At 65.1% G+C, this 25,358-nt stretch carries 35 protein-coding genes; 16 read left to right on the top strand and 19 right to left on the bottom strand.

What is annotated here, in order from left to right:
- Nucleotides 1-211 precede the first annotated feature (211 nt).
- Both KRR38_RS15705 and KRR38_RS15700 read right to left on the bottom strand, forming a co-directional pair.
- Nucleotides 212-1,198 (bottom strand): transporter, encoded by a 987-nt coding sequence (locus KRR38_RS15705; protein ID WP_254514830.1) that lies wholly within the window; start codon nucleotides 1,196-1,198, stop codon nucleotides 212-214.
- Between the two features lie 66 nt (nucleotides 1,199-1,264).
- Nucleotides 1,265-2,890, bottom strand: coding sequence for an inorganic phosphate transporter (locus KRR38_RS15700; RefSeq protein ID WP_217403222.1), 1,626 nt, complete (start codon nucleotides 2,888-2,890; stop codon nucleotides 1,265-1,267).
- A 130-nt stretch (nucleotides 2,891-3,020) separates the two neighbouring features.
- Here KRR38_RS15700 and KRR38_RS15695 point away from each other — a divergent pair, with 130 nt between their 5' ends.
- Complete coding sequence (locus KRR38_RS15695) at nucleotides 3,021-3,350, top strand: PilZ domain-containing protein (RefSeq protein WP_217403220.1); 330 nt, start codon at nucleotides 3,021-3,023, stop codon at nucleotides 3,348-3,350.
- 105 nt (nucleotides 3,351-3,455) lie between these two features.
- Nucleotides 3,456-4,700, top strand: a complete 1,245-nt coding sequence (locus KRR38_RS15690) for an MFS transporter (protein WP_217403218.1) — start codon at nucleotides 3,456-3,458, stop codon at nucleotides 4,698-4,700.
- Here KRR38_RS15690 and KRR38_RS15685 read toward each other — a convergent pair.
- From KRR38_RS15685 to KRR38_RS15635, 11 genes are all read right to left on the bottom strand, one after another.
- Nucleotides 4,697-5,473 carry an NUDIX hydrolase gene (locus tag KRR38_RS15685; RefSeq protein ID WP_217403216.1) on the bottom strand — a complete coding sequence of 259 codons (777 nt, stop codon included), beginning with the start codon at nucleotides 5,471-5,473 and terminating at the stop codon, nucleotides 4,697-4,699. The genes KRR38_RS15690 and KRR38_RS15685 overlap by 4 nt on opposite strands.
- Nucleotides 5,474-5,806: 333 nt before the next feature.
- A complete protein-coding gene (gene grxD, locus KRR38_RS15680) occupies nucleotides 5,807-6,118 on the bottom strand; it encodes a Grx4 family monothiol glutaredoxin (protein ID WP_217403214.1) in 312 nt (103 codons plus the stop codon).
- 58 nt (nucleotides 6,119-6,176) lie between these two features.
- Nucleotides 6,177-6,410 (bottom strand): BolA family protein, encoded by a 234-nt coding sequence (locus KRR38_RS15675; RefSeq protein ID WP_217403212.1) that lies wholly within the window; start codon nucleotides 6,408-6,410, stop codon nucleotides 6,177-6,179.
- A gap of 4 nt (nucleotides 6,411-6,414) precedes the next feature.
- The gene (locus KRR38_RS15670; protein WP_217403210.1) at nucleotides 6,415-6,738 is read right to left on the bottom strand and encodes a DUF1476 domain-containing protein; all 324 of its coding nucleotides are present in this window, start codon (nucleotides 6,736-6,738) and stop codon (nucleotides 6,415-6,417) included.
- Nucleotides 6,739-6,797: 59 nt separating this feature from the next.
- The gene (gene leuD, locus KRR38_RS15665; RefSeq protein ID WP_217403208.1) at nucleotides 6,798-7,394 is read right to left on the bottom strand and encodes a 3-isopropylmalate dehydratase small subunit; all 597 of its coding nucleotides are present in this window, start codon (nucleotides 7,392-7,394) and stop codon (nucleotides 6,798-6,800) included.
- Nucleotides 7,394-7,573 carry a hypothetical protein gene (locus KRR38_RS15660; RefSeq protein WP_217403206.1) on the bottom strand — a complete coding sequence of 60 codons (180 nt, stop codon included), beginning with the start codon at nucleotides 7,571-7,573 and terminating at the stop codon, nucleotides 7,394-7,396. Before KRR38_RS15660 ends, leuD begins: the two co-directional genes overlap by 1 nt.
- Nucleotides 7,574-7,624: 51 nt before the next feature.
- Nucleotides 7,625-8,119, bottom strand: coding sequence for a DNA-deoxyinosine glycosylase (locus KRR38_RS15655; RefSeq protein ID WP_309141194.1), 495 nt, complete (start codon nucleotides 8,117-8,119; stop codon nucleotides 7,625-7,627).
- Nucleotides 8,116-8,514 carry a type II toxin-antitoxin system VapC family toxin gene (locus tag KRR38_RS15650; RefSeq protein WP_254514829.1) on the bottom strand — a complete coding sequence of 133 codons (399 nt, stop codon included), beginning with the start codon at nucleotides 8,512-8,514 and terminating at the stop codon, nucleotides 8,116-8,118. Before KRR38_RS15650 ends, KRR38_RS15655 begins: the two co-directional genes overlap by 4 nt.
- Nucleotides 8,514-8,756, bottom strand: a complete 243-nt coding sequence (gene vapB / locus KRR38_RS15645) for a type II toxin-antitoxin system VapB family antitoxin (protein WP_217403204.1) — start codon at nucleotides 8,754-8,756, stop codon at nucleotides 8,514-8,516. The genes KRR38_RS15650 and vapB overlap by 1 nt, the downstream gene beginning before the upstream one ends.
- A gap of 45 nt (nucleotides 8,757-8,801) precedes the next feature.
- Nucleotides 8,802-10,235, bottom strand: a complete 1,434-nt coding sequence (gene leuC / locus KRR38_RS15640; protein ID WP_217403189.1) for a 3-isopropylmalate dehydratase large subunit — start codon at nucleotides 10,233-10,235, stop codon at nucleotides 8,802-8,804.
- A gap of 128 nt (nucleotides 10,236-10,363) precedes the next feature.
- Nucleotides 10,364-10,768 (bottom strand): hypothetical protein, encoded by a 405-nt coding sequence (locus KRR38_RS15635; protein WP_217403187.1) that lies wholly within the window; start codon nucleotides 10,766-10,768, stop codon nucleotides 10,364-10,366.
- Between the two features lie 143 nt (nucleotides 10,769-10,911).
- Between KRR38_RS15635 and KRR38_RS15630 the strand changes: the two genes are divergently transcribed.
- Nucleotides 10,912-11,430 (top strand): sterol desaturase family protein, encoded by a 519-nt coding sequence (locus tag KRR38_RS15630; protein ID WP_217403185.1) that lies wholly within the window; start codon nucleotides 10,912-10,914, stop codon nucleotides 11,428-11,430.
- Here the strand turns inward: KRR38_RS15630 and KRR38_RS15625 are convergent.
- From KRR38_RS15625 to KRR38_RS15600, 6 genes are all read right to left on the bottom strand, one after another.
- Nucleotides 11,427-11,831, bottom strand: a complete 405-nt coding sequence (locus tag KRR38_RS15625) for a BLUF domain-containing protein (RefSeq protein ID WP_217403183.1) — start codon at nucleotides 11,829-11,831, stop codon at nucleotides 11,427-11,429. The genes KRR38_RS15630 and KRR38_RS15625 overlap by 4 nt on opposite strands.
- Nucleotides 11,832-11,911: 80 nt before the next feature.
- Nucleotides 11,912-12,589: a glutathione S-transferase family protein gene (locus KRR38_RS15620; RefSeq protein WP_217403176.1), complete on the bottom strand. Its 678-nt coding sequence runs from the start codon at nucleotides 12,587-12,589 to the stop codon at nucleotides 11,912-11,914.
- A gap of 15 nt (nucleotides 12,590-12,604) precedes the next feature.
- Nucleotides 12,605-13,378 carry a hypothetical protein gene (locus KRR38_RS15615; RefSeq protein WP_217403174.1) on the bottom strand — a complete coding sequence of 258 codons (774 nt, stop codon included), beginning with the start codon at nucleotides 13,376-13,378 and terminating at the stop codon, nucleotides 12,605-12,607.
- On the bottom strand, nucleotides 13,375-14,430 hold the full coding sequence (locus KRR38_RS15610; protein ID WP_217403172.1) for a hypothetical protein: 1,056 nt from the start codon (nucleotides 14,428-14,430) through the stop codon (nucleotides 13,375-13,377). The genes KRR38_RS15615 and KRR38_RS15610 overlap by 4 nt, the downstream gene beginning before the upstream one ends.
- A gap of 103 nt (nucleotides 14,431-14,533) precedes the next feature.
- Entirely contained in the window at nucleotides 14,534-14,884 is a 351-nt protein-coding gene (locus tag KRR38_RS15605; protein WP_217403170.1) for a YbaN family protein, read from the bottom strand.
- 6 nt (nucleotides 14,885-14,890) lie between these two features.
- Nucleotides 14,891-15,301 (bottom strand): SufE family protein, encoded by a 411-nt coding sequence (locus KRR38_RS15600; RefSeq protein ID WP_217403168.1) that lies wholly within the window; start codon nucleotides 15,299-15,301, stop codon nucleotides 14,891-14,893.
- Between the two features lie 111 nt (nucleotides 15,302-15,412).
- On the opposite strand from KRR38_RS15600, the gene KRR38_RS15595 reads away from it, so the two are divergent.
- From KRR38_RS15595 to KRR38_RS15535, 13 genes are all read left to right on the top strand, one after another.
- Complete coding sequence (locus KRR38_RS15595; protein WP_217403166.1) at nucleotides 15,413-15,784, top strand: hypothetical protein; 372 nt, start codon at nucleotides 15,413-15,415, stop codon at nucleotides 15,782-15,784.
- Between the two features lie 153 nt (nucleotides 15,785-15,937).
- Entirely contained in the window at nucleotides 15,938-16,537 is a 600-nt protein-coding gene (gene rimP, locus KRR38_RS15590; RefSeq protein WP_217403164.1) for a ribosome maturation protein RimP, read from the top strand.
- Nucleotides 16,537-18,162 (top strand): transcription termination factor NusA, encoded by a 1,626-nt coding sequence (gene nusA, locus KRR38_RS15585; RefSeq protein ID WP_217403162.1) that lies wholly within the window; start codon nucleotides 16,537-16,539, stop codon nucleotides 18,160-18,162. The genes rimP and nusA overlap by 1 nt, the downstream gene beginning before the upstream one ends.
- Nucleotides 18,143-18,895 (top strand): DUF448 domain-containing protein, encoded by a 753-nt coding sequence (locus KRR38_RS15580; RefSeq protein WP_217403160.1) that lies wholly within the window; start codon nucleotides 18,143-18,145, stop codon nucleotides 18,893-18,895. The genes nusA and KRR38_RS15580 overlap by 20 nt, the downstream gene beginning before the upstream one ends.
- Before the next feature lie 8 nt (nucleotides 18,896-18,903).
- Nucleotides 18,904-21,480, top strand: coding sequence for a translation initiation factor IF-2 (infB, locus tag KRR38_RS15575; RefSeq protein ID WP_217403154.1), 2,577 nt, complete (start codon nucleotides 18,904-18,906; stop codon nucleotides 21,478-21,480).
- A gap of 3 nt (nucleotides 21,481-21,483) precedes the next feature.
- On the top strand, nucleotides 21,484-21,852 hold the full coding sequence (locus tag KRR38_RS15570) for a glyoxalase superfamily protein (protein ID WP_217403147.1): 369 nt from the start codon (nucleotides 21,484-21,486) through the stop codon (nucleotides 21,850-21,852).
- Nucleotides 21,849-22,385, top strand: a complete 537-nt coding sequence (locus KRR38_RS15565; RefSeq protein WP_217403145.1) for a DUF1697 domain-containing protein — start codon at nucleotides 21,849-21,851, stop codon at nucleotides 22,383-22,385. The genes KRR38_RS15570 and KRR38_RS15565 overlap by 4 nt, the downstream gene beginning before the upstream one ends.
- A 19-nt stretch (nucleotides 22,386-22,404) precedes the next feature.
- On the top strand, nucleotides 22,405-22,812 hold the full coding sequence (gene rbfA / locus KRR38_RS15560; RefSeq protein ID WP_217403137.1) for a 30S ribosome-binding factor RbfA: 408 nt from the start codon (nucleotides 22,405-22,407) through the stop codon (nucleotides 22,810-22,812).
- The gene (locus KRR38_RS15555; RefSeq protein ID WP_254514828.1) at nucleotides 22,793-23,113 is read left to right on the top strand and encodes an AbrB/MazE/SpoVT family DNA-binding domain-containing protein; all 321 of its coding nucleotides are present in this window, start codon (nucleotides 22,793-22,795) and stop codon (nucleotides 23,111-23,113) included. Before rbfA ends, KRR38_RS15555 begins: the two co-directional genes overlap by 20 nt.
- A 9-nt stretch (nucleotides 23,114-23,122) precedes the next feature.
- Nucleotides 23,123-23,518, top strand: coding sequence for a type II toxin-antitoxin system VapC family toxin (locus tag KRR38_RS15550; RefSeq protein ID WP_217403129.1), 396 nt, complete (start codon nucleotides 23,123-23,125; stop codon nucleotides 23,516-23,518).
- A gap of 3 nt (nucleotides 23,519-23,521) precedes the next feature.
- A complete protein-coding gene (locus KRR38_RS15545; RefSeq protein WP_217403127.1) occupies nucleotides 23,522-24,103 on the top strand; it encodes a thymidine kinase in 582 nt (193 codons plus the stop codon).
- Nucleotides 24,093-24,632, top strand: a complete 540-nt coding sequence (locus tag KRR38_RS15540) for a GNAT family N-acetyltransferase (protein WP_217403126.1) — start codon at nucleotides 24,093-24,095, stop codon at nucleotides 24,630-24,632. The genes KRR38_RS15545 and KRR38_RS15540 overlap by 11 nt, the downstream gene beginning before the upstream one ends.
- Nucleotides 24,632-25,327, top strand: coding sequence for a site-2 protease family protein (locus KRR38_RS15535; RefSeq protein ID WP_217403124.1), 696 nt, complete (start codon nucleotides 24,632-24,634; stop codon nucleotides 25,325-25,327). The genes KRR38_RS15540 and KRR38_RS15535 overlap by 1 nt, the downstream gene beginning before the upstream one ends.
- Nucleotides 25,328-25,358 lie beyond the last annotated feature (31 nt).

Here is a 25,358-nt window from a genome sequence, read left to right as displayed (position 1 = left end):
TCGCATCGAATGACTAACCACTTTCCTACTGAGCGGCTCGTTGCCATCCTGCGCGTCGACCTGTCTTGCCTTCGCTCTTTGAAATTGTCGGACTACGGTCGGGTAGGAAAAGTGTCACCTACAGGCCATCCTGACAGAACGTTGATTGTAAAAGAAATCTATGCGAATACGGCCCTTGTCAGGGTGACACATGTGTCACCATCGCGGCGTTTTACCGCCGGATGAACCCCATCACCCGCAGCAGCCAGTAGGTCCCGCCCGCGCAGGCGAGCATAATCGCGATCGCGCCGAAAGTGCCGCCGTGGCCTTCGAGCGGCAGGTCGCCGGTGTTCATGCCGAAGATGCCGGTCACCAGCGTCACCGGCAGCATCAGCGCGGTCATGATCGAGAGCAGGTAGAGGTTCTGGTTGGTCCGCTGCTCTTGCTGCATGTCCAGTTCCTCGCGCAGCACGCGTAGCTGACCCTGGATGCCGAGGATGTCACCGTCGATCCCGAGCAGCCGCTGCGACAGGTTCTCCATTACCGGGTGCAGTTCGGGCGGGACGTCGCTGTCTCGCTCGAGCCGCTGGAAGACGCTGCGCATGCCGTCGAGCAGCCGGTGGATCTGGGCGAGCCGGCGGCGGATCGTGATCAGTTCGCGGCTGGTCGGCGTGTGGTGGCCGTCGAGGAAGGCGTCCTCGGCGGCCTGGACCTCGCGCTCGAGCACGCGGGCGATGTCGCCGATGTTCAGGCAGATTGCGCCGATCATCAGGTCGAGCGCGGCGCCGGGGTTCTCGGGCCGTGCGCCGGCCTCGATCCGGCGGCGGACGATGTCGGCAGAGCGCACCGGATGGAGCCGGGTGGTGATCACCATGCGCGGTGTGAGCGCGATGCGGACGGCACCGATGCGGTCGGTCTGGGTGCGCTCGAAATCGCGCTCGAAATCGTGGATGACGCAGCCGACGCATTCGGCCTGGGCCACCGAGCGCTGGTGCTGGTCCGAGGAGAGCAGCAGTTCGCGCACTTCGGGCGGCAGTTCGGTGGTATTCTCGATCCAGCGGCGCGTGCGGTGATCGGCCAGGCTCAGGTGCAGCCAGCGGAAGCCGTCCGCTTCGCCGTCATCGCAGCTGTCGAGTTCGCGGGCGCCGCTGTCCTGGAACGCCATGCCCCAGATCAGGCCAGGCCCCAGATTGTTCGGGCCCAGACGATCAGGGGCCAAATGGTCCGGGGCCGAATGATCTGGGGCCGAATGATCTGGGGGTGGCCGGTCTTCGCCCAAACTGCCCTACATCACCAGGGTGAAGAGCACGTAGAGCGTTCCCGACAGCAGGATCGAGATCGGCAGGGTCAGCACCCAGGCCATCAGCAGGTTGCGTATCGTGCTCATCTGCAGGCCCGAATTGTTCGCCGCCATGGTGCCGGCGACGCCCGACGAGAGCACGTGGGTGGTCGAAACCGGCAGGCCCATGGTGTCTGCGGCGAAGATCGTGCCCATGGCCACCAACTCGGCCGCGCCGCCCTGCGCATAGGTCAGGTGCGTCTTGCCGATCTTCTCGCCCACCGTCACGACGATCCGCTTCCAACCGACCATCGTGCCGAGGCCGAGCGCGAAAGCCACGGCGATCTTGACCCAGAGCGGGATGAAGCGCGTCGCCTCGTCGAGGTCCTTCTTGAAGGTATCGAGCGCCTTGGCCTGCGGCTCGCCGACCGCGGCGGCGCTATGGTCCTTGCCGAGCCGTTTTATCGCCTCGGAAGCGAGATACATGTCGTTGCGCATGTTGTTGACCGCGGCCGAGGGAACCTTGGCCAGCGAGCCATAGCCCTGGACCTGCGCGTCGATGTCGGTGATCAGCGCGGCGAGTGCGGGCTTGGTTTCGGGCAGGTACCGCTTCTCGGCGATGTAGCGGGTCACGGCCGCGCGGGCCGCGGCGGCGTCGATGGCGGGGGTAGTCGAAGCAGGGGACTTGAGCGCACCTTCGGCGGCCATGGCATTGACGTGGAACTCGGCGACGTACTGGGCCGGGACCGCGCGGTTCAGCGCATAGGCGGTGGGCACCACGCCGATCAGAATCAGCATGATCAGGCCCATGCCCTTCTGACCATCGTTCGAACCGTGCGCGAAGCTCACGCCCGTGCAGGTGGAGATCAACAGCAGGCGGATCCACCACGGCGGTGGCAGGCCATCCTTCGGCGCCTCGTAGAGCGCCTTGTTGCGGATCACCACTTTCATCACGATCAGCAGCAGCGCGGCGAGGAAGAAGCCGACCAGCGGCGAGATCAGCAGAGACTGGCCGATCTCGGTCGCCTTGCTCCAATCGACGCCGGCGGTGCCGCTGCGCCCGTGCATCATGGCGTTGGCGACGCCGACACCGATGATCGAGCCGATCAGCGTGTGCGAACTCGATGCCGGGATTGCGAGCGCCCAGGTCGCAAGGTTCCACAGGATCGCCGCGATCAGCAGTGCGAAGACCATGGCGAAGCCAGCGCCCGACCCAACCTGCAGGATCAGTTCGACGGGCAGCAGCGAGATGATGCCGAAGGCCACGGCGCCGGTGGAAAGTAGCACGCCGAGGAAATTGAAGAAACCCGACCAGACGACCGCTACGTGCGCCGGCATGCTGTTAGTATAGATCACGGTCGCCACGGCATTGGCCGTGTCGTGGAAGCCGTTCACGAATTCGAAGCCGAGCGCGATCACCAGAGCGAGGAACAGCAGGATGAACGGCAGGATCACCGTAGTGTCCACCCCGGCGGCGCTGGCATCGCCATAGACGCTGGACATTACGTAGATCAGCGCGGCGAGAATGGCGGCACCAAAGCCGATCCATCCGGCGCGGCCCAGGCCGCGATCGAGTTCGGGGCGGCCGGCCTGGCCGCCGGTCTGGGCGTCGTTGGCGGTGATAGTGGTCATGGCGCGAGTCGTCCCTTCCCTAGAGGGGGTAGAAACGCTTCATGACAGTTACATGTCTGTCCGCGGGATCGGTCTTCCACTGGGCGACATGTTTAATCGGCATTTACCATGTGGAGATTATGACGATCAGATGTCGCAGTCGTTGATTCCGCGCCGTGCCCAGAGAAGGTCCGTCAGCCTGGCAGCGACATGCCGCACCGAGAGCGGGATGCGCGACAACGGCTATATTTCCGACATCTCGCCACATGGCTGCCGCCTCGCCACGAACACGCTGGCAGTGCGGATCGGCCTGCGGATCGTGATCCGGCCGCAGGGCCTCGAAGGTCTCGGCGGAGTGGTCCGCTGGATCGAAGGGCAGCATGCCGGGATCGAGTTCGACACGCCGCTTTACGAGCCTGTCGTCGATCAGCTGAGCCAGCTCCATGCCTCCGGCACGGCGGTTGGTGTGTCATCGCTATGATAACGCGGTGCGCCCCTTTCATCGGAACAAGGCGCTAGCCAAGCAGAACCCTTGCTGTCACCTTCACCTCTGAAAAGCGCAGAAGTGCGTCGGGGCGGGGAGAGAATGGCAGTGATCGCAACAGCTTCCGAAGCGGTGCCAGGTGCGCCCAACCATCCGCTTGCGATCAGGATGGGAGTAGTCGCCTGGCTGTCTCAGAATGTCATCATCGGTTCTGTCTTCGGCACGCCGGGCATTCTGCTACGGCCGATGCAGGAGCGCATGGGAGTAGCGCCCGAGCTCGCCTCGATGGGCGTGCCGCTGGTGATCCTGGGTTCGGCCGTGCTGGCTTCGGGTGCCGGCGTGCTGGCATCGCGGTTCTCGTTGCGCAGTCTGATGGCAGTCAGCGCGCTTGCCTCGGCGCTGGCCTGGCTGCTGCTGGCTTTTTCCACCAGCTTCGCGGCCTATATTGTTGCTTACGCCCTGCTGCTCGGCCCGGCGATGTCGTTGGCGGGGATGGTGCTTCCGCCGACGCTCGTGACGCGCTGGTTCAATCGTAACCGCGGCCTGGCCATCGGCATCGTCCACTTGCCCGTGATCGTCACGATCATGCCGGTCTTCGGCAACTGGGTGATCGAGCACCACGGCCTCCAGACGCTGTTCCTGGGCCTTGCCGCGTTGTCGGGCCTGGTGCTCCTGCCGGCTTCGCTGCTGGTGATCGACCATCCGCCCGGCCAAACCGCGAAGGAGGCCGTCCAGATCGCCGACGGTACCGGCGGGCCGGCTGGCGGACTCTCGGTACCGCAGATCCTGAAGAACCCCTATTTCTGGGCCCTGGCCCTGGCTGTCAGCGCCATGAACACCAGCGTGACGCTGCTCGGCGTGCATCTCGTAGCCATGGCCGAGTCCTGGGGCTATTCGGCCAAGGACGGCGCATTCATGGCTTCGACGATGGCGTTCTGCGGCATGGCCGGCTCAATCCTGTTCGGCATGATCGCCGACCGGCTCGGCGGCGCGCGCACCGTCGCTTTGGTGGTCTTCGACGGGACGGTGCTGTGGCTGCTGTTCCTGCTCGGCCTGCCGTTCCCGCTGCTGCTGGTGGTCATCGGCGTCATGGGCATGCACGGCTCAGCGGGTATCCCGGCGGCGAGCAAGGCCTATGCCGAGGCGCTGGGCCCGGCGAGCTTCAGCCGCGCCTATGGCCTCTCCGCGACGGTGACGCTGCCCCTGACCGTGCTGTGCATCATCGGCACGGGGACGGTCTATCGGCTCAACGGCAACTACACGGTGACGATCCTGGTGATGGCGGTCTACTGCGCCATCGGCATCCCGCTGGCGCTGTTCGGCGCGCGTGCCGCGAGGGGGGGCTAGAGCCCCCGCCTGACCGTGGACATCGACTGAAACGTGACCGGGTAGCCGTGGTCCTCGGGGATCGTCAGGCAGAGCTCGCCGTCGCGTTCGCCTTGGCTTGGCGTGATCATCCGCACCGGTATGGCTTCCGCCTGGGCACGGGCTTCGGCGAATGTGGCGAAGAGCGCCAGCCGGTCGAGATTGCGGCGTGTCGGGAATATGACTTGGATTTCGCCGGCATCGGCGAGACGCAGCGCCTCGGCCGCGCTGGCCCAGAACAGCCGCGTGTTCTCGGTGGCGTCGACGGTCACTTCGACCGCGCCGGTGCCGAGGTCGACCAGGAAGAAGCGCGCGTCGAAAGCACCTTCGCGCATCGGGCACCAGCGGGCAAATGGCACCAGCTTATCGAGGTCGAGCGTCCAGCCAAAGCGTTCGAGCACCGGCGCCAGCTCGCCTTCCTCGAGCAGCAAGGCGCGGGCGGCGATCGCATCGGCCACCGAGACGGGCTGCTCGATGGCGATGGCCAGGCCGGTTTCTTCCAGAGTCTCGCGGATGCCGGCAATGCGTGCGGCGGCCACATCAGGATCGGCATCCGGTGAAAGCCGAGCGGCCAGCACGCGGTCGGCCTCATCGATCTTGCCGCCCGGAAAAACCGCGGCACCGCCAGCGAACCGCATCTCCTTGGCGCGCTGGACCATCAGAAGCTGCGGAGGGCCACCTTCAGGGCAGTGCCGGAAGATGACCACTGTGGCGGCAGGAATGACGTTGGGGGCTTCGCTGGGCATTTCACTCATCGATCCAGTGTTCCGCCAGCCGGCCGACCTGGCAAGGGAAAAGCGGCGTCGAGAAGCGGCCGGGCCTGTCGGAAATACTTACACAATCTGCTTGGTTAGCAGCCGTGCAAGCACCGGAATCCGCGGAAATCTGACATTTCGCAAAGTTGGCACGCGTCATGCTAGATAGCTGACACCCCAAATGTAGTCTCGAAACGGAGGCGGGGCCGGTCTAGTCTCCCGGTCCCGCCTCCTCCCCCTCCGGACTGGGTTTCCCAACCAGCCACAACGAAAAACGCGGCGCCTGAGCACCGCGTTTCACGCTTCAGCGTTGTGAGGAGCGAGGTGCCCCGCTCAGCTGGCGGTGAGGATGCCCTGCAGTTCGCCGGCCTCGAACATCTCCATCATGATGTCGCTGCCGCCGACGAACTCGCCCTTGACATAGAGCTGGGGAATGGTCGGCCATTCCGAATATTCCTTGATGCCCTGGCGGATTTCCATGTCCTGCAGCACGTCGACGCTTTCGTAGGTGACGTTCAGGTGATCGAGGATCGCCACGGCGCGGCTGGAAAAGCCGCACTGCGGAAACAGCGGCGTGCCTTTCATGAAAAGCACGACCGGGTTGGACTGGACGATTTCGGCGATGCGGCTGTGAGCGTCGGACATAAAGCGAATGGACCCTGGAAACGGGACCCGAAAAATCCGGTCCCTGAAAATACTGCCCCTAGTTGGGAACCTCTGTCTTGAGTTGCAAGGCGTGAAGCTCGCCGCCCATGCGGCCGCCGAGCGCCTCGTAGACCATCTTGTGCCGGGCGACCTGAGTCTTGCCGCGGAAGGCCTCGGAGACGACCCGCGCCGAATAGTGGTCGCCGTCGCCGGCGAGATCGGTGATCTCGACCTCGGCGTCGGGCAGGGCGGCGCGGATCAGCGCCTCGATATCGGCAGCGGCCATCGCCACGGGATCAGGCCTCGCCCATTAGCGCACGGCGCGCTTCGATGGCCTTTTCGGCGAGCGCGGTGCGGACTTCGCCCTCGTTGGCGTCGATCCCGGCCGAGACCAGATCGCCGAGCAGTTTGCGGATCACGTCCTCGTCGCCGGCTTCCTCGAAATCGGCCTGGACGACGCTCTTGGCATAGGCGTCGGTCTCAGCGGCCGAGAGGCCCATGCGTTCGGCTGCCCACTGGCCGAGCAGCCGGTTGCGGCGCGCCTGAATGCGGAACTGCATGTCCTCGTCGCGGGCGAACTTGGCTTCTTCGCCGCGCTCGCGGTCATCGAAAGTGGTCATCTCGGTTGTCGCTCCTGTTCGCCGGGCGATCGTGTCGCCGGCGTCCCCTGTGTAAGCCCTTAAGCAGCCGCGGCGTGCGACAGGAAAGGCAATTCGGCATCCGCCCGCTTTTCGTGCGCGGCAATGGCATCGGCCTGGGCCAGCGTCAGGCCGACCTCGTCCAGCCCATTCAGCAGGCAGTGCTTGCGGAAGGGATCGACGTCGAAGGTAAAGCGATCCTGGAACGGTGTCGTGACGGTCTGCGTATCGAGATCGACGTCGATCGGATCGGTCTTGGCGACTTCCATCAGCCGGTCGATCGCCTCTTGCGGCAGGACAACCGCGAGGATGCCGTTCTTGAATGCGTTACCCGAGAAGATGTCCGAAAAGCTAGGCGCGACCACGCAGGTCACGCCCATGTCGAGTAGCGCCCAGGCGGCGTGCTCACGGCTCGATCCGCAGCCGAAGTTGTCACCCGCGATGAGGATCGGCGCGCCGGCATATTCGGCGTCCTCGAAGACGTTGCCCGGTTCCTTGCGCACGGCCTCGAAAGCGCCGCGGCCCAGGCCCTCGCGCGTGATCGTTTTCAGCCAGTGGGCCGGAATGATCACGTCTGTATCGACATTCTTGCGGCCGAACGGAATCGCGCGGCCGTGGACGTGGTTGATCGGCTGCATCAGTCGGTCTCCGGCGCCTCTGCCAATGGCGTTGAGGGCGGCTTGGGCAGGGACTTCTGCGCGCGTTCCTTGCGGCGCGAGGCATAGAGCAGGGCGGCAGCGAGCGCGGCCGAGCCCACGGCGGCGCCCGCAAGCGCGGCCTTGCCCGTCCAACTCATCTTGTCGGTCTTGTCGGTCATCGGTTTCCTATGTGCATCTGCGGCCGCGGAAGCAAGCGTCGCATAAGGATACTAGGACAGGAATTCCCGCAATTCGAGCCAGCGGCGGCGCTTTTCGGCCAGGGGCATGGCTGCATAGGCCGGACTGCTCGAGGGAAGATCGACGAGTTCGACCGGCGCATCGGCCAGCAACTTGCGTCCGATCCGGGCGGCCGTCGCGCCGTTGAAGGCCACGGCGCGCAATTGGGGCAGGGTGGCGATCAGTTCGGTGAGTGGTGCGTGTTCGGCCTCGCGGATCGCGGCATCGAGACTGCCGGGACGTACGGCCGAAGCAAGAACGTCCCAGACGCCGATGCCGGCAGTGATCAGCGCGGACAGGCGGTCTTCATAGTCGAGCGAGGCCAGTTCCTCACGCCCGATCATACCACCGACCAGCCGCCAGAACTGGTTCTGCGGATGGGCATAATAGCGCGCCGCCTTGAGCGAAGCCTCGCCCGGCAGGCTACCGAGGATGAGCACGCGCGTGTCCGGGAAAGCGAAGGGCGCGAAGGCGGACTTGCGCGTCAGAGCCAGTCCTCGGATCGCAGACCCTCGACGCGCTGGAACTCGCGAAGGTTGCCCGTGATCACCTTGAGGCCGAGGCTTCTCGCATGTCCGGCGATGAGAAGGTCGTTGGGCCCGATCAGCTGGCCTTTGCGCGTCAGATCCACCCGGATGTCTGCCGCATGAAAGGCAGCCTCGTCATCGAACGGCAGGCATGCGAACGGACTGAGGAATTCGTCGATCTCACGCCGTTCACGAGCAGTGCCTTGGGCCAGTGCGATACCGACATAGAGTTCATAGCGCACAACAGCAGAGATGCAGACCGTATCGTATTCCGCCTTCAGACGCTCACGAATTTCGGGTGGGCGATCGCGCAGAGCGCGGATGCACAGATTGGTGTCGAGCAACGACATCAGCATCAAAAGGATTCGCGCGTCTCGTAAGGCAGTTCGCTCGGCTCCTGGATAGCGATGCCCGGCCGCGCGAAAAAGTCGTCCCAAAAGGCATCGGCGGGAGCAAGAACGAGAGTCTTGCCCACCTTGCGGATCAAGACCTTCTTCACGTCTTCGGGAAATTCCATGTCCTTGGGAATCCGCACCGCTTGATTGCGGTTGGATTTGAACAGCGCGGCCGTGCGCGAAATTTTCGAAGGCGCGTTCATGTCGGAAATATGCTTCCCGACATGGGATATGTCAATGGGATATGCCTATCCCACCAGTTCCCGCACATCCGTCAGCCTGCCGGTAACCGCTGCTGCCGCGGCCATCGCCGGCGAGACGAGGTGCGTGCGGGCACCGGGGCCCTGGCGGCCGGTGAAGTTGCGGTTGCTGGTCGAGGCGCAGCGCTCGCCGGCGGGGACCTTGTCGGGGTTCATTGCCAGGCAGGCCGAGCAGCCGGGCTCGCGCCACTCGAGGCCGGCGTCGGTGAACACCTTGTCGAGTCCCTCGGCCTCGGCTTGGGCCTTCACCAGGCCCGAGCCGGGTACGATGATCGCCCACTTGACGTTGTCGGCCTTCTTGCGCCCGCGCAGCACTTCGGCGGCGGCGCGCAGGTCCTCAATGCGGCTGTTGGTGCAGCTGCCGATGAAGACGTTCTGCACCTCGATGTCGGTCATCTTCGTGCCGGGCTCGAGCCCCATGTAGTCGAGGCTGACCTGTGCCGCCTGCTGCTTTGACGGGTCGGCGAAGCTTTCGGGCGCGGGGACCACGCCGCCGATCGGCACGACGTCCTCGGGGCTGGTGCCCCAGGTCACGGTCGGCTGGATGTCGCCAGCGTTTATGTGCACCGACTTGTCGAACCTGGCGCCGGGATCGGTCTTGAGGCTGGTCCACCAGGCGACGGCCTTGTCCCAGTCGGCGCCCTTGGGCGCATAGGGGCGGCCCTTGACGTAAGTGAAGGTCTTCTCGTCGGGCGCGACCAGGCCGGCGCGGGCGCCGCCTTCGATCGACATGTTGCAGACGGTCAGCCGGCCCTCGACGCTCATGTCCTCGAAGGTCGAGCCGCAGAACTCGATGACATGGCCAGTGCCGCCCGCCGTGCCGATCACGCCGATGACGTGGAGCACGACATCCTTGGGCGTGACGCCGGGGGCGAGCTTGCCGTCGACGCGGACCTCGAAGGTCTTCGACTGCGACAGGATCAGCGTCTGGGTGGCGAGGACATGCTCGACCTCGGTCGTGCCGATGCCGAAAGCCAGCGCGCCCAGACCGCCGTGGCACGAGGTGTGGCTGTCGCCGCAGACGATCGTCGCGCCGGGCAGCGAGAAACCCTGTTCGGGGCCGACGACGTGGACGATGCCCTGCTCGGCATCGACTTCGCTGATGTAGCGGATGCCGAATTCGGGCGCGTTCTTGGCCAGCGTCTGGAGCTGGTTGGCGCTTTCGAGGTCGGCGATCGGGATGCGGTTGCCCGCGGCATCCTTGCGCGGCGTCGTTGGCAGGTTGTGGTCGGGCACGGCCAGCGTCAGGTCAGGGCGGCGCACCGGGCGGCCGGCTACGCGCAGGGCCTCGAAGGCCTGCGGGCTGGTCACTTCGTGGACGAGGTGCCGGTCGATATAGATGAGGCAGGTGCCGTCGTCGCGGCGATCGACGACATGGGCATCCCATATCTTTTCGTAGAGGGTGCGCGGTGTGCTGGTCATGGAGGCCAGCTAGGCCCGTCGCCCCACCATTTCAAGCAGATTGGGCCATTTCAAGCATCTTGCAAACACGAAGAGCGCGGCGGTCAGGGGGACGACCGCCGCGCTGCCGGAGATGGGATCAGCCTGCGTCAGCCGCGGGCGTTATCCCAATCACGACGCTCCATGCGGAGCGCAACGCGGACCTGGTTCACCCGGGTCTGCAGGTTGCGGACTTCGCCGCGGTCGAGGCCGCCGCGGGCATACTGCCCATAGAGACGCTGCACGTCGCGCGCCTGCTGGCGCAGGCCGGCGGCTTCGCGCGGCGAGATGGTGCGGCGGGCGGCGGCGCGGTCGATCGCGGTGTTCAGCGAAGCGATGTCCTGGCGGATCTGCGCGCTGCGCGCCGGGCTCAGGTTCCAGCCCTGCTGGATCGCCTGATGCTGGCCGCGGTTCGGGCCGGTCGGGCCATAGTTCTGCGCCTGGGCGGCGCCGGCGATCGACAGCGAAGCGGCGGCAATGGCGAGGGTTGCAGCGAATTTCTTGAACGTCTTCATGGACTTTCTCCGATTTCTCCCTGGGGTCGGGATACCCTCGTTAAACGCCGATATGTGTAAAAAGGCTCGTTTCAAACTGTCGCTAATGGTCGCGATGTGCCGCATGCGTGGCCAATCGATGAACTTCAGATTAAAGGAGAATTATGCCCCCGGCCGTCGCCGCCCTCATCGTCCTCGCCACCATCGCCGCGATGGAACTCGTCGCCTGGGCGAGCCACAAGTACGTTATGCACGGCTTTGGCTGGGGCTGGCACCGCGACCACCACGAGCCGCATGACAAGCTGCTCGAGAAGAACGATCTCTACGCTCTGGTTGGCGCGGCGATGAGCATTTCAATGTTCGCGCTGGGCAGCCCGCTGGTGCTCGGTGCCGCCGCCTGGGAGCCGGCCACCTGGATCGGTCTCGGTATTCTTTGCTACGGCGTAATCTATACGCTGATCCACGACGGGCTGGTCCACCAGCGCTATTTCCGCTGGGTGCCGCGCCGGGGCTATGCCCGCCGCCTGGTCCAGGCCCACAAGCTGCACCACGCGACCACCAGCAAGGAAGGCGGCGTCAGCTTCGGCTTCGTAATCGCGCGCGATCCTGCCGCACTCAAGCGCGAACTCAGGGATCAACGGCAGGCGGGGATCGCGGTGCTGCGCCAGGCGCTGGAGGACTAGGATCCGGCGAACATGTGCATCAGGGCCAGGATCTGTTCGACATGGCCTTGCAGCTCGAAGTCCGGCACGGCGATGGCCTCGGTAAGCATGGCCGAGACGAGGCTGGAATCGCCGTGATAGGCGAGCCACCAGCCGGCGAATTGACGATCCGGCGTGGGCTCGAGATCGAGGATATCGGTGATGAAATGACGCTTGTCGCGCAGGATGCTGGACATCAGCTCCTGCAGCGCCGCCTCGGTCCCTTCGAGCACCTGGGCGAAATGGGACGGTGTGGCGATGAGCGCGCCGGTCACGTCGAGTTGCTTGTTCCGTGACCGGGCGACCGTGACGATGTCGTCCACCTCCGCGCCGAGTTCGGCGGCCGAGCTGGTCCGCCGGCTGATATAAATGAGTGATTTCATGTCCGATTGCGTATCACGGGCGTCCGACGGCCGCCTATTCGCCCTTCATCGCGTGGTTGCTTGTCGGGGCGTCATGCCCGTCAAGGGTTCATATTGTAATAAGGCCCCGTGAACCGGGCGCGGGTTTCCTCGGATTGGTCCTCCATGCCCACCAGCCGCGCGCGCTGGACCGCGGGCCGGTCTGAGATCTCGTAGAACCAGCGCTTCACCGCAGGGAAGTCGTCGAGGTTCTGGCCGTGCATCGGGTGGAACCAGACCCAGCCCCAGCTCGCGATGTCGGCGATCGAGTAAGCGCCGCCGGCCAGCCACTCGCGGTCGGCCAGGTGGCTGTCCATCACACTGTAGAGGCGGGCGGCCTCGGCGGTGAAGCGCTCCGCGGAGTATTCGTTGCCCTCGGGCGCATAGCGGCGGAAGTGGTGCGCCTGGCCGGCCATGGGGCCAAGCCCGCCCATCTGCCACATCAGCCACGAGAAAGCCTCGGTCCGCGCTCGGCCCGACGGGGCGAGGAACTTCCCGGTCTTCTCGGCCAAATAGACCAGGATCGCGCCCGATTCGAACACGGGTTGCGGACCGTCGGGCGTGTCGTGATCGACGAGCGCGGGAATGCGGCCGTTGGGATTGATCGCGAGGAATTCGGGCTGCTTCTGCTCGCCCGACATGATGTCGAGCGGGACCGCCTTGTACGGCAGCCCGCACTCCTCGAGCATTATGCTCGCTTTCCACGTGTTGGGCGTGGGCGCGTAATAGAGATCGATCATGAGGATTGCGGGGCCTTAGAAATCGAGGGGCAGGGCGATGTGGCGCTCGTAGACGCGATCGCGGTGGCGCAGCAGGATCGGGTCGAGCGCGTCGGCCAGTTCGGGCGTCAGGTGGCTGTAGTTGTCGCGCATGAAATCGGGCATCGCGCATTGCTCGGGCGGCAGCGGCGAGACGAACAGCGAGAGGCTGGCCCAGTGGAGATCGCAATAGGTCAGCCGGTCGGTCACCAGGTACTCGCTGCCGGCGGCCTCCTGCTTGTGAAGCTGCTTGGCGAGTCCGCGCATGATCTGGGCCATGCGCCCCGGCGCGCGGTCGATCGCTTCCTGCGAGACGCCGTACATGCGGATCATGCGCGCCATGTCGTAGGTGGCACCGTCAGTCGGGTTCTTGGTCGAGGGACGTCCCATCAGCTCGAGCCGGCGCGACCAGCCGAAGCCGTCCGAACCGCAGAGTTCGGTCGAGATGCCCATCATCAGCGCGCGGTCGAGCTCGTCCTCGGGCATCAGCGAGGGGCCGGTGCCGATGCGCTCCGCAAGCAGCAGGATGTCGAGCCAGGTGTGCACCGGCGGCTCGTCGTCGAGCACGGCAATCGGCGCATTTCTTATCCCGGTCCACTGGAACAGGTCTTCGTTTGGTTCCATCGCCAACTGCTCGACCGGGATGTAAGCGACATTGCGCGCGCCGAGCACGGCCTTGGCGGCCTCGCCCCAGGGGCCGGGCATATGCGCGGTAAGGACCAGGCGCAGCCCCGGCATCTGGCGGGCTTCTTCGACCGAATAGTACTTCATGCGCGCGTTCCTTCCCAGTCGCCGGCGGGCGCGTAGGGCAGCCCGATGTCGTGCAGCGTCAGCACGCCGGGTTTGGCTTCCTTGATCTGGCGGATGGCGTTGACCGTCGCGTAGGAGGTCGTGCCGGTGGTGTCCCAGGGGCCGTCGACCGGCGAGTCCGGCGGGTTGGTGAAATGCATATGCAGGTCGACGCTCGGCTGGCCGTCGACGACGAGGTGGTATTCCTTGTCGTCGATGTCCCAGTCCTCGGCGATCTTCTTGGTCAGGTACCAGGTGACCTGCGCGCGCACCCGCGTCTCGCCCTTGATCTTGCCGTTCCAGCCGGCGCGGACCGCGGCGTTGGTGCCTTTTTCCATGAGGAACCAGCCGAGATCGACGCGCTCGGCGGCGGTGGCATAGTCGCAGTAGAATTCGAACTCCTCGACCTTCAGGCCGATGCCTTCGGCGACGCGCTCGGCGGCGTCCTGGAACATGACCAGCCAGGTCTTCGCGGCCTCGACCACTTCGTCGGTGACTCCGTGCTGGCCGAAGCGGAAGAAATTCCAGGTCTCGGGCGATTCGTAGCCCGAGCAATCGGCCGATTCGTAGATCGAGACGCAATCGACCTTGTTGCAGATCGCGGTGATCGAGGTGGCGATCGAGTTGATCCAGCCCGGGTTGATGCCGGTGATGTAGAGCGATGCGTTGCCGCGCTCGCCCGCCGCCTGCAGCCGGTCCTTCACTTCGCCGCGCACGCCGCCGACATGGAACAGCAGGTTGGTGCTGAGCACGTTGATGCCGTTTTCGAGCAGCTTGACCAGTTCATCGACGTCGCCGGTGAACGGGGTGTAGAGGACAACGTCGGGCTTCAGCGCGACGATCGCGTCGATGTCACCGGTTGCCTTGATGCCGGTATCGGGACGGCCGGAGAGCGCGCCAGCATCCATTCCGTGCTTCTCGGGCGAATGGGCATAGACGCCGACCAGTTCGAGGGTCGGATTGTCGAGGATCGCCCGCGTCGCGAGCTTGCCGACCTTGCCGGTGTTCCATTGCACGACGCGCAGCTTTTCCATCCGAATCTCCCGATACTTTTTTCGTACGATTGGACAGGATTACGGACTGCCGCCGGAGCCCGGTCAATCCCCAAATGGGGCCATCACTCCGCCAAGTGGATTATCACTCCGAACGCGTCGCTATCCAGGTTCCGGTGCAGAGCAGCACGCCTGTGACCGCCGCCGCCCAGGGCCAGCCGATCGTCGCCCAGGATACAGCAGCGCTGAGCGCCATGACCGCGAGCGCGGACAGCTTGGCCTTGCGCGAGATCGCCCGCCGGTCGCGCCATTGCCGCAGCGCCGGGCCGTAGCGCGGGTGGGCATAGAGCCGTTCGGCCCATTCGGGGCGGCTGCGCGCGAAACAGAACACCGCGAGCAGCAGGAACGGCACGGTCGGCAGCACGGGCAGGAAAGCGCCGATCGCGCCGAGCGCGACGCAGATCAGTCCGGCGGCCAGGTAGAGATGCCTGGCCATCTCGGCTCAGCCTGCCGCGTAGCGCGCGGCGGTCTCGCGGATCAGCGCGATCATGTTGGGAATGCCCTGGGTGCGGTTCGACGAGAGCTGGTTCTTGAGGTCGAACGGGGCGAGCTCGGCGGCGATGTCGGTCTCGGCGACTTCGGCGGCGGGCTTGTCCTGTACGGCCGAGAGCACCAGCGCGACAATGCCCTTGGTAATCGCGGCGTTGCTGTCTGCCAGGAAGTGCAAGCCCCCGTCATCGGCCTTTGTCGGATAGACCCAGACGCTGGCCGAGCAGCCGCGGACCTTGGTGGCGTCGGTCTTGAGCGCATCGGGCATAGCATCGAGCTCGCGGCCCAGTTCGATCAGCAGGCGATAGCGCTCGTCGCCGTCGAGGAACTCGTACTCTTCGCGGATGTCTTCGAGGCTGCGCATGGCGGGTCATCTAATCGAAGCGCAGCGGTGCACAAGTCCTCCCGCTTTAGCGATTCTTCAACGACAGGCTGGCAAAGGGCCGTCAGGCAGCGGTTGTCGGGGCGATCCGCAATGAATCCTGTGCGAACCATATTCAAGGTCATCGGCGCCGTCTGGCTCATCGCGATCCTGGCGATCGGTGTCGGCGGCACCTATCTCGAGCACAATCCCGAGGCGGCCGCGGCCTATGCGCTCGGCACGATGAACGTCGATCCCAAGGCGGGTGTGTTCCAGCAGGCAGGACAACTCGCCAAGGGCGTCTCCGCAGCGCACGAAGGAATCGAAGCCATGCGCGAGATCGGGCGCGATCGCGCGGATAGCCGCGGTTCGGCCGAGGCCCGTCGCAAATATGCCGAGGCCCGCGCCGCCGGCTATGGTCACGAGGCCGCTGCTCGGTCCGCCGGAATGCCGGTCGATAGCCCGGAATCAATCACCATCGAATAGCCGATTGGGCTTGCATTCGGGCGCGATTAGACCTATCTGCGCCTCATCCCGACATTGTGAAGCAAAGTCTGGGCCGGCGCCGAAAGGCACCGGCGCCCACCGGCTTTGTTCACTTCGTGCTTTTGGGCTCGAATGTCGGTTTGTGGAGTTGGCATGACGAATATTGCGCGCATTACAGAGATCGTCGAGCCCGAGGCAAAGGCCTTGGGCTTCGATCTCGTGCGCGTGATTCTGTTCGGCAAGAGCGAGGTCGGTGACGAGGAGCACACGCTTCAGATCATGGCCGAGCGGCCCGACACCGGCCAGTTGGTGCTGGAAGACTGCGCTGCGCTCTCGCGCCGCATTTCCGACCGCATCGACGAGCTGGAAGCCGCGGGCGAAACGCTGATCGAAGATGCCTACCGGCTCGAAGTCAGTTCGCCCGGCATCGATCGGCCGCTGACCCGCCCGAAGGACTTTTCCGATTGGGCCGGGCATGAGGCCCGTGTCCAGCTGATCAATCCGGTCGAGGGTAATCGCAAGTCGATCCAGGGCAATCTGATCGGCCTCGAAGGCGAGACCGTCACGCTCGACGACAAGAAATCGGGCCCTGTCTCGTTTTCGCTCGCCGATATTCATTCTGCCAAGCTGGTCTTGACCGACAAGCTGATTGCCGCCACGCGCCCGCTGGACAGTTCCGGTGCCGACGAACAAGACGTCGCCGAGGACTTTGAGGGCGCTGAAGAGATTTTCGAGGAACAGGAAGACTCATAATGGCCAGTGCGATGTCCGCAAACCGCGCCGAACTGCTCGCGATCGCGACTTCGGTCGCGACCGAGAAGATGATCGACAAGTCGATCGTCATCGAGGCGATGGAAGAGGCGATCCAGAAGTCGGCGCGCAACCGCTACGGCGCGGAGAACGACATCCGCGCCAAGCTCGACCAGCGCACCGGCGACCTGCGCCTGTGGCGCGTCGTCGAAGTGGTGGAAGAGGTCGAGGACTACTTCAAGCAGGTCGATCTGAAGGCCGCCGAGAAGCTGCAGCCGGGCGCCCAGCTCGGTGACTTCATCGTCGATCCGCTGCCCGCGGTCGACCTGGGCCGCATCGACGCGCAGTCGGCCAAGCAGGTGATCTTCCAGAAGGTCCGCGATGCCGAGCGCGAGCGCCAGTACGAGGAATTCAAGGACCGCGCGGGTGAGATCATCACCGGCGTGATCAAGTCGGTCGAATTCGGCCACGTCATCGTCAACCTCGGCCGCGCCGAGGGCGTCATCCGCCGCGATCAGCAGATCCCGCGCGAAGCCGCCCGCGTCGGCGAGCGCGTCCGCGCGCTGATCCTCAAGGTCGAGCGCCAGAACCGCGGCCCGCAGATCTTCCTCAGCCGCGCGCATCCCGAGTTCATGAAGAAGCTCTTCGCGCAGGAAGTGCCCGAGATCTACGACAATATCATCGAGATCAAGGCTGCCGCCCGCGACCCGGGCAGCCGCGCCAAGATCGGCGTGATCAGCCGCGATCCGTCGATCGATCCGGTCGGCGCCTGCGTCGGCATGAAGGGCAGCCGCGTCCAGGCCGTCGTGCAGGAGCTGCAGGGCGAGAAGATCGACATCATCCCGTGGAGCGAGGACACCGCGACTTTCGTGGTCAACGCGCTCCAGCCCGCGACCGTCAGCCGCGTCGTCATCGACGAGGAAGAGAGCCGCATCGAAGTCGTCGTTCCCGACGACCAGCTGTCGCTGGCCATCGGCCGTCGCGGCCAGAACGTGCGCCTCGCCTCGCAGCTGACCGCCTCCGCCATCGACATCATGACCGAGGCCGAATCGTCCGAGAAGCGCCAGCGTGAATTCGCCGAGCGTTCGAAGATGTTCGAGGAAGAGCTCGACGTCGACGAGACGCTGTCGCAGCTGCTTGTGGCCGAAGGCTTCAGCGAGCTCGAGGAAGTCGCTTACATCGAACTCAGCGAGCTCGCCACGATCGAGGGCTTCGACGAGGAGCTTGGCCAAGAATTGCAGAGCCGTGCGCTCGAGGCGCTCGAGCGCCGCGAGGAAGCCAGCCGAGCACAGCGCCGCGAGCTGGGCGTCGAGGACGCTCTGGCCGAGATGCCGCACCTCACCGAAGCGATGCTGGTCACGCTCGGCAAGGCCGGGATCAAGACGCTCGACGACCTCGCCGATCTCGCGACCGACGAACTCATCGCCAAGAAGCGCCAGGAGCAGCGCCGCCGCGACAATTCGCCGCCGCGCCGCGACTCGAATCGTCAGGAAGACAAGGGCGGCGTGCTCGGCGAATATGGCCTGAGCGAAGAGCAGGGCAACGAGATCATCATGGCCGCGCGCGCGCATTGGTTCGAAGACGAGCCTGCATCTGAGGAGGCCGCCGATGCGGATTCCTCACAATGAGCGCCTAGGTTCCGACAGGTCTGCGGCTGACCCGGAAAGGAAATGCATCCTTTCCGGCGAGCACGCATCGCGCGATGCGCTGATCCGTCTGGCGATTTCGCCGGACGGCGACGTGCTTCCCGACGTGTTGGCGCGTGCCCCCGGGCGCGGCGCCTGGATCGGCGTGTCGCGCGCAGACCTTGAAATCGCGTTGACGAAGGGCAAACTTAAGGGAGCGCTGGCGCGCGCCTTCAAGGGCTCGCCGCTGACCATTCCCGACGACTTGCCCCAGCGGATCGAAGTGGCGCTCACGCGCGCTTTCACCGACCGGCTGGGGCTGGAAATGCGGGCGGGCAAGCTGCTCGTCGGCTCCGACCGCATCGCCGAGAACGCGCGGATGGGTAAGGTCCGCTGGCTCGCGCATGCGGCCGACGCGGCCGAAGACGGCTCGCGCAAGCTCGATCAGGCCTGGCGCGTGGGCGAGGAGGCGGAAGGCTCGGGCCTTCGCGGCGTCACCTTGCCACTGGACCGGGCGGCTCTGTCTGTGGCATTGGGCCGCGACAACGTCGTCCACCTGGCGCTGGCAGATAAAGCGGCGGCCGAAAGGCTATCTGATCCGCTGCAGCGCTTGCTCCGTTTCCTCGGTTCATCCGGCAAGACCGGACCCGATGCGACAGACACAGATGAAGGCAAGCCAACGGCGGTTTCCGCCGAGCCGCTGGCCATGACGACCGATTTGGACCGAAGGGTATAAGTACGAGTATGAGCGATACCGACAACAAACCGACTCTGGGCCGCAAGCCGCTTGGGCTGAAGCGCTCGGTCGAAGCGGGCGAGGTCAAGCAGACCTTCAGCCACGGCCGCACGAACAAGGTCGTGGTCGAGGTGAAGCGCCGCAAGCTGATCGGCAAGCCCGGCGCGCCCGAAGTGGCGCCGCCGCCTGCTCCCGAGCCGACTCCGGCACCCGCCCCGGTCCAGAGGGCGCCCGCCCCGGCGCCGCGCCCGGCCAATGTCGCGCCTTCGGGCGAGACTCGCCAGGAACTCCAGACCCGTCTGCTGCGTGAAGCCGAGGAGGCCCGCATGGTCTCGCTCGAAGCCGCGAGCCGCCGCGAGGAAGACGAGCGCCAGCGCGCTGCCGAGGAAGAGCGCCGGCGTGCCGAAGCCGCTCAGGCCCCGGCCGTCGAAGCTGCGCCGCAGCCTGCACCTGAAGCCGCGCCCGTGGCGGAAGCCGCGCCTGCTGCCGAAGCCCCCGCGACTCCCGAAGTCGTGGCCGAGGCTAGCGCCGCACCCGCCGAGGAAGCCGCTGCCGAGCCCGCGAGCGACAGCGCCACTGCCGCTGCTCCGGCGCCGCGCCGGTTTACCCCCGTGGTCGCACCCAAGCGTCCCGAGCCGGCCGCGAAGAAGGTTGCGCATCCGCGCGACAAGAACGCGATCGATCGCCGCCAGTCGGGCAAGCTGACCGTCAGCAAGGCGCTCAACGAGGACGAGGGCGCCCGCGCGCGCAGCCTCGCCGCGCTGAAGCGCGCGCGAGAGAAGGAAAAGCGTGCCCATTACGCCGGGCAGTCGCAGCCGCGCGAAAAGCAGGTCCGCGATGTCGTGGTGCCCGAGGCGATCACCGTCCAGGAACTCGCCAACCGCATGGCCGAGAAGGGCTCCGACCTCGTCAAGTCGCTGTTCAAGATGGGCGTGCCGGTCACCATCAACGAGACGATCGACCAGGACACCGCCGAACTGCTGGTCGAGGAATTCGGCCACAACATCCAGCGCGTGTCCGAAAGCGACGTAGACATCGACCATGCGGCGGACGTCGATGCCGAGGAGACGCTGCAGACGCGTCCGCCCGTGGTCACGATCATGGGCCACGTCGATCACGGCAAGACCAGCCTGCTCGACGCGCTGCGCGGTACCGACGTGGTGCGCGGCGAAGCCGGCGGCATCACCCAGCATATCGGCGCCTACCAGATCAAGACCAAGGGCGGCGACCTCGTCACCTTCCTCGATACGCCGGGCCACGAGGCCTTCACCGAGATGCGTATGCGCGGTGCCAACATCACCGACATCGTCATCCTGGTGGTGGCCGCCGATGATGGAATCATGCCGCAGACCGTGGAAGCCATCAACCACACCAAGGCAGCGGGCGTGCCGATGATCGTCGCGATCACCAAGGCCGACAAGCACGAGGCCAACCCGCAGAAGATCCGCGAGCGCCTGCTCGAGCACGAAATCGTGGTCGAGGAAATGTCGGGCGACGTCCAGGACGTCGAAGTCTCGGCCAAGACCGGTGCCGGGCTCGACGAGCTGATCGAGAAGATCCTTCTCCAGGCCGAGCTGCTCGAACTGCGTGCCAATCCGGACCGCTCAGCCGAGGCCACCGTGGTCGAGGCCAAGCTCGACAAGGGCAAGGGCCCGCTGGCGACGGTGCTGATCAACCGCGGCACGCTGAAGGTCGGCGACATCTTCGTCGTCGGCACCCAGTCGGGCCGCGTTCGCGCGATGATCGACGACAAGGGCCGGCAGATCAAGGAAGCCCCGCCGTCGCTGCCAGTCGAGGTCCTCGGCCTCGGCGGCGTGCCGATGGCCGGCGACACGATGACGGTGGTCGAGAACGAGTCGCGCGCCCGCGAAGTCGCCGCCTATCGTCAGGAGCAGGCGACGACGCAGCGGACGACCGCGGCGCCCGTCAGCCTCGAGAACATGTTCTCGGCGCTCAAGGACAAGCAGACCGTCCTCGAATACCCGATCGTCATCAAGGCCGACGTCCAGGGTTCGGCCGAGGCCATCGTCAACGCGCTCAACAAGATCTCGAACGACGAGATCAAGGTGAAGGTGCTGCAGTCGGGCGTCGGTGCGATTACCGAAAGCGACGTCAGCCTGGCGCAGGCGGCGGGTGCCCCCGTGGTCGGCTTCAACGTCCGTCCCAACGCCAAGGCGCGCGAGATGATCGAGCGTTACAAGGTGCCGATGAAGTACTTCGACGTGATCTATCATCTGACGGCGGAAGTCGCGCAGGAGATGGCTGGCATCTGGGGTCCGGAACGCATCGAAACCGTTGTCGGCCGCGCCGAGATCAAGGAGATCTTCCCTGCGGGCAAGCGCGACAAGGCGGCGGGCCTGCTCGTCACCGACGGCTATATCCGCAAGGGCCTCCATGCCCGCGTCACGCGCGACGACGTCATCATCACCAAGACGACGATCGCCTCGCTGCGGCGCTTCAAGGACGACGTGGCCGAAGTCCGCGCCGGCCTCGAATGCGGCGTGGTCCTCCAGGATACGAACGACATCAAGCCGGGCGATATCCTCGAGACCTTCGACGTCGAGATGCGCGAACGGACGCTGTAAGGCTTGTTCGGATCGCCCACGCCCATCCTGCGCAGCTTCGACGAGGCGCGGGCCAAGGCGTTCTACATCGACTTCCTCGGCTTCGAGCTGGTGTTCGAGCACCGCTTCGAGCCGGGGTTGCCGTTGTATATGGCGGTTCGCCGGGGTGACTGCGAGCTGCACATTTCCGAGCACTACGGCGATGCCACGCCGGGCTCGGCGATCCGCATCCCGGTGGACGACGTGACTGCTTACATGGAAGTCCTGCGCAGCAGGAATTTCGGCAATGCCCGGCCCGGCGTGCCCGAGGAAACGCCTTGGGGATCGCGTGAAATCACGATTACCGATCCGGCTGGCAACCGGCTGACGTTCTATACCGACGCTCCGGCTTGAGCCGTTATATCGCCTTGTTCGACAGTCTCCGCATCGGCGCCAAGCGGTTGACGATGGCGGAACTGCGGGCGGCGTTCGAGGCTGAGGGATGCTTGAATATCGAGACCGTGGTCGCCGGCGGCAACATCCTGTTCGATCATCCCGAGCGGCCCGATGACGGGCTCGAGGAAATGCTTTCGCGGATGATGCGGGCCCGCTTCGGCATGACCAGCGTTGTGCTGGTTCGCTCGTCCCCGACACTCGCGGCTGCGATCGCGGACAACCCCTTCGCCGCGGAAGGCGAAGAGGGCTCCGTTCACACGCTCTTCCTCGACGGCCCGGTCGATCCGGAGGCTTTTGCGCTTATGCAGACGGGCCGTCAGGGCGCCGAGCAAATCGCCATGGGTGACCGCGCGCTGCATATCGACTATGTTTCCGGCGCCGCCGAGGCCAAGCAGGTCGGCGCTTTCATCGAGCGGCGGCTCGGCCTGCGCGGAACCGCGCGGAGCTTGCGGTCGATGAAGCGGATGCTGGCCAAGATGGTCGAAGTTTGAAGACGGATATTTGCAGACGATGGCCCGCCCCAACACCACTCCCGAAACCCGCAGCGTCCGGCTTCTCAAGGTCGGCGAACAGGTGCGGCACGTTCTGTCCGAGCTGCTCACCCGGCAGGAAGTCCACGACGAAGTGCTTATCGCCCATTCGGTCAGCGTTACCGAAGTGCGCATGTCGCCCGACCTGCGCCACGCCACGGTCTATGTGAAGCCGCTGCTCGGCTCGGACGAGGAGGCTGTGGTCAAGGCGCTGCGCACCAACACCGCCTTCTTCCAGCGCGAAGTGGCGCAACGGCTGAAGCTGCGCTTCGCGGCCAAGCTCAAGTTCATGCCTGACGAGAGTTTCGATGTTGCCGGCCACATCGAGCAGCTGCTTTCCGATCCGCGCGTCGCGCGCGATCTGGAGCATGACGAAGGCGACGATTGATTTGCCAGCAGGTAAGACCTATCTTACCGATATGACTGCGCAGACGAAACTTTCCGCCAAAGGGCAGGTCGTCATCCCTAAGGATGTCCGTGATCGGCTGGGTTGGCCACAGGGCAGTCAGCTGGAACTGGTCGAGACCGGCGACGGCGTATTGCTACGTAAAAGGCCCGAGCGGAAGAAAATGACGGTCGAGGAAGCTACGGCGCGGTTGCGCCAGATATATCGGCACGAAGGTCCGCCTATTCCGATCGAGCAGCTCAGCTGGTCTCCGGACATCGACGATCCCGAACTCGACGCCTGACAATCCGGCATGCGTTCTCTCGATACGAATGTTCTAGCCCGCTGGGTCTTGGGAGATGACCCGGCGCAGGCGCGCGTGGCGGAGACGCTGCTGGCAGAGCCGGTCTGGATTTCTCATACCGTACTGATCGAACTTGGCTGGGTATTGCATAAAGCACGCGGACTGCCGCGTCTGATTGTAGCGGACATGGTGCAACAGGTCATCGATCTCGACACCGTGCTGGTCGAGCGCCACGATGCCTTGATCTGGGCAATCGGTCGTTATCGGCAAGGCGCGGACTGGGGCGATGTCATGCATATTGTAGCAGGTGTTGGGTATAGCGACGCCTTCGCCACTTTCGATCGTAAGTTGGCCCGCCGCACGGGAGGCGATGCACCGCTTCCTGTTGAAACATTGCGCAGTTGATCGATGGCCAAACTCTATTTCTACTACGCCAGTATGAATGCCGGCAAGTCGACCACGCTGCTGCAGGCCGACTTCAATTATCGCGAGCGCGGCATGGCGACGATGCTGTGGACCGCGGCGCTCGACGATCGCGGCGGGGAGAACGCGATCGAAAGCCGTATCGGCCTGGCGCACGATGCGCACCGCTACGACGCGGCGACCGATCTCTGGGCGCGGGTGACCGCGGCCCATGCGGTCCAGCCGCTGGCCTGCGTGCTGGTGGACGAGGCACAATGGCTGTCGCCCGAGCAGGTCTGGCAGTTGGCGCGTGTGGCGGACGAGGCGAATATTCCGGTGCTCTGCTATGGCCTGCGCACCGATTTCCGCGGTGAGCTGTTCCCCGGTTCGGCGACGCTGCTGGGTATCGCCGACTCGCTGATCGAATTGAAAGCGGTATGCCATTGCGGCCGCAAGGCGACGATGAACCTGCGTGTCGACGAGAATGGCGGCGCGGTGCGCGAGGGTGCGCAGATCGAGGTGGGCGGCAACGACCGCTACGTCGCGCTCTGCCGCCGCCATTTCACCGAGGCGCTCGATGGTGGCTGATATCGAGGCGCTGAGCGCCGAACTGACCGATGGCGAAGTGCGGATGGAGCTCTTCGCCGATCGCCACGTCGAGCCGCTGCGCGCGGCCTGCGCCGAGGATCCCGATATCTGGCAGATCATGCCGCGATCGTTGCTGGGCGAGCATTTCGACGCCGAGATCACCAATCGCCGGTCGGGCAACGGCGTGCTTTTCGCCGCCTGCCAGGACGAGCGGGTCGTCGGCACCACGGCCTATCTGCGCCCCGATGCGCAGGAAGGCGTGCTTGAGCTTGGCGGCACCTATATCGCGCCCAGCGTGCGCGGCACTGGTTACAACGCGCGGATGAAGCGCCTGCTGATCGACCATGCTTTCGCTTGCGGCTTCCGCCGCATCGAGTTCCGGATCGACGAGCGCAATGCGCGCAGCCAGGCGGCCGTACTCAAGCTTGGTGCGAAGCGCGAGGGGCTGCTGCGGCAGGATCGGGTCACCTGGACGGGCCATCTGCGCAATACCTGCATTTTCGGCCTGCTCCGTGAGGATTGGAATTGATGAGCGAGACAATTTTCCAGGCGGCGGCGCTGATCCTGCCGCTGATCTTCGCCATCGTCTTCCACGAAGTCGCGCATGGCTGGGTTGCGCGCGCGCTCGGTGATCCGACCGCACACGAGGCGAACCGGCTGAGCCTCAATCCGCTGCGTCATGTCGATCCGATGGGCACGATTATCCTGCCGGGTTTCCTGGCATTGGTGAAGGGCCCGGTGATTGGCTGGGCCAAGCCGGTGCCGGTCAACAAGTACCGGCTGCGGAACCCGCGCTTCGGCATGATGGCGGTAGCGGCCGCGGGGCCGGCGACGAATTTCGTCCTGGCTGCGATCGGCGCCGTGCTGCTCGGCCTGCTCGCTGCGAAACATGGCGGCGTGCCGCAGGACCAGAGCCTCGCCGCTTTTGTCGCTACTGCGCTGATCTATTTTCTCCAGGTGAACGTGTTCCTGGCCCTGTTCAATCTGTTGCCGATACCGCCGTTCGACGGCTCGCACCTCGTCGAGGGGCTGCTGCCTCGTGCCGCGGCGAAGCGATATGCGCGGCTCCGGCCCTATGGATTGGGGCTGATGATCGCGCTGCTGATCGTGCTTCCCTGGGCGGTGCCGGGCCTCAGCATCATCCAGCGTTTCGTGCTGCCGCCGGTCAACTGGATGCTCGGCAACTACTTCGCTCTGGCCGATGCGGTGGCAGGGGGAATATAATTTTATCCGGGTTTAATATTGACAATAATAC

Source organism: Novosphingobium sp. G106 (assembly GCF_019075875.1).
GTDB lineage: Bacteria > Pseudomonadota > Alphaproteobacteria > Sphingomonadales > Sphingomonadaceae > Novosphingobium.
The sequence above is the reverse complement of the archived record's forward strand: the minus strand, read 5'-3'. Positions and strand labels throughout refer to the sequence as shown.